Below are 2,408 nucleotides of genomic sequence, written 5' to 3'. Positions count from 1 at the left end.
GTAATCTTGAGCGCATTCATCCGAATAAGAAAGGTTGATTGGTTGGTCGAAGTCGTATTGGCTTGCAACCGAGTTAACTGACATTAGCATTGTAAATGCAGCAGTAACCTTCGTTAGTAACGGTGATTTGGCCACAAGGGTCTCCATGAGAAGTTAATAATTGATCCGAGTCACAATTATCTATTAAATGCTTAGTTTAGGGAACTAATAATTTATTGCTTTTCCTAAGAAAACCTTAGATTAAGCATTAGTAATATTTGTGAAAAGGTGAATGACTCAAACTCAACCTTAGACTAGTTTGTAAATAATGCCGTGTCTTTTAATGGCCACAAGGGATATAAATATGACGAAAATCGCAATGTTAAGCACTGGTGAAGAAGTTCTTCATGGGGACATTGTCGACACAAACGCAGCTTGGATGTCTGCTGAGTTTTATCAGCACGGCTTTGCTTTGGCAAAGCGTTCAACTGTGGGCGATCAAATGAACGCTCTGATCGAAGAACTGCTGATGCTGAGCTTCAACTATGATGTGGTTATCGTCAATGGTGGTTTGGGGCCGACAACTGATGATATGAGTGCGGCGGCTGCGGCTGCGGCCTCAGATCAAAAGCTTGTCATGTTCCCTGAGTGGCTGACTCGTATGGAAGAGATGTTCTCTGGACGTGGTATGCCGATGCCTGACAGTAACCTTAAGCAAGCTTTATTACCCGCGAGTTCAGAGATTGTTGATAATCCTGTGGGTACGGCTTGCGGCTTCAAGCTGAAAATCAACGATGCGACTTTCTATTTCACTCCTGGTGTACCGAGTGAATTCAAACGTATGGTGACGTTTGAGATTCTTCCTGACTTGTCGCGTACCTACCCTCAAGTGGTTGCCTCTGAATGCAGTCGATTGTTTACGTTTGGTTTGTCTGAATCGGGTATCTCGGATGTGTTAGACCAGCTTAAGCTTCCAGCAGGCTATGAACTTGGCTACCGCTCTTATCTGCCTTTTATTGAGGTCAAACTGTTTGGTCCTAAGGCAGACTTAGAAACTCGCGTTAAGCTTCTGCAAATGGTTTACAAGCTGCTAGAGAGTAATGTCGTGAGCGTTGATGAGCCAATGATTGACCATATTGGACACATCATGGCGGAAAAAAAGAAGACGTTATCTGTATCTGAAGTGTCGACCAAAGGCGCCCTATCAGCGTGGCTGCAATTGAATGAGCAGGTTGAAGATTGCTTTGGGCATTCATGGGTCATGGCTGAGCCAAAAGAGAGCGAACTTGAAAAGAGTGATCCATTAGCCGCAACCTTTGCACTGGCTGGCGCTACAAGAGAGAAGTGCGGTACAGAACTGGCTTTGGTTACTGGTAAATTAGAAGGCAACACATTCAGCGTCGCATTGTCGACTGAAGCAGGAGAGTGGGGGCAGGTGCTTGAGTTTTATCGTCAGTACTCACGCGAAGACCAACGCAACGTGATTAAGACCGTTGCCGCCGATATGCTGAGAAGGCATCTAGACAACAAACCGATGTTTGGTACTTACTCTTCGGTTAAGCGATTGAAAGACATGTTTATTCCTAAAGCGGTACTATAAAACCAAGTCAACGCTATAAAGTCCAAGTTAAAGCTATAAAGCTATATATGTAATAAATCATATACATCAATAAAGCCGAGTTGGTGCAATAAGCGAGTTGTATGATTGAGCCAACATGAAATACAAAAAGGGCCTGATAATGAAGATTATCGGGCCCTTAAATTTTTAAGCTTTTCTGTTAACGATTCAACATTGTACTAATCGTGCTAAGTATAAGATCTAAGTACAAGTATTAAGCACTTTTTTGCTTATTTCTGTGAATAACGTTACTCAGCGATAGTTCTGTTTTTGCTTTACAGATACAAGGCAAAATTTCATCGCCTTGTGTGTAAGCCATAGCAAAACCAACGTACTCGACTTCACCAGAATCCAACGTACAGCGGCAAGCGCCACAGTGGCCATCTCGGCAGTTGTATTCTGGCTCTAACCCTGCTTGTTCCATTGTTTCCAATAGAGTATTTGAAGGGTTAGATTCAATAGAAGTCAGCTTGTTGATTTTGATTGTTGGCATTACAGCTCAAACCCTTCAAAGTCGTCAGCTTTTACTTCGTTGTCGATTTGGCCAACTAGGTAAGAACTGATTTCAGCTTCTTGTGGAGCAACTTGAACGTTATCTGAAGACAACCAAGCGTTGATCCATGGAATTGGGTTCGATGTTGCTTCTGGGTAAGCCGTACCTAGACCAACCGCTTGCATACGGATGTTGGTAATGTACTCAACGTATTGGCAAAGAATATCTTTGTTTAGACCAATCATAGAGCCATCTTTGAATAGGTATTCTGCCCACTCTTTCTCTTGCTCAGCCGCTTCTTTGAATAGGTCGAAACAC

At 43.0% G+C, this 2,408-nt stretch carries 3 protein-coding genes and 1 pseudogene; 1 reads left to right on the top strand and 3 read right to left on the bottom strand.

Annotation, left to right across the window (positions count from 1 at the left end; genetic code table 11):
• Positions 1-135 (bottom strand): annotated as a pseudogene (locus AB4653_RS21670) (DUF3943 domain-containing protein); the annotation flags it as partial.
• A 208-nt stretch (positions 136-343) separates the two neighbouring features.
• Here AB4653_RS21670 and AB4653_RS21665 point away from each other — a divergent pair.
• Positions 344-1,579 carry a CinA family nicotinamide mononucleotide deamidase-related protein gene (locus tag AB4653_RS21665; RefSeq protein ID WP_102250188.1) on the top strand — a complete coding sequence of 412 codons (1,236 nt, stop codon included), beginning with the start codon at positions 344-346 and terminating at the stop codon, positions 1,577-1,579.
• Between the two features lie 232 nt (positions 1,580-1,811).
• Here the strand turns inward: AB4653_RS21665 and yfaE are convergent, their stop codons facing one another.
• Positions 1,812-2,090 carry a class I ribonucleotide reductase maintenance protein YfaE gene (gene yfaE, locus AB4653_RS21660; RefSeq protein ID WP_012604325.1) on the bottom strand — a complete coding sequence of 93 codons (279 nt, stop codon included), beginning with the start codon at positions 2,088-2,090 and terminating at the stop codon, positions 1,812-1,814.
• Positions 2,090-2,408 (bottom strand): ribonucleotide-diphosphate reductase subunit beta (locus AB4653_RS21655; RefSeq protein ID WP_372105322.1); only part of this gene is annotated, 319 nt, incomplete at its 5' end. The genes AB4653_RS21655 and yfaE, both read right to left, overlap by 1 nt.

The organism is Vibrio sp. 10N.222.48.A3 (genome assembly GCF_041475345.1).
Lineage (GTDB): Bacteria > Pseudomonadota > Gammaproteobacteria > Enterobacterales > Vibrionaceae > Vibrio > Vibrio tasmaniensis_A.
Note: the sequence above shows the minus strand (reverse complement) of the source record. Positions and strands in the feature narration are given on the sequence as shown.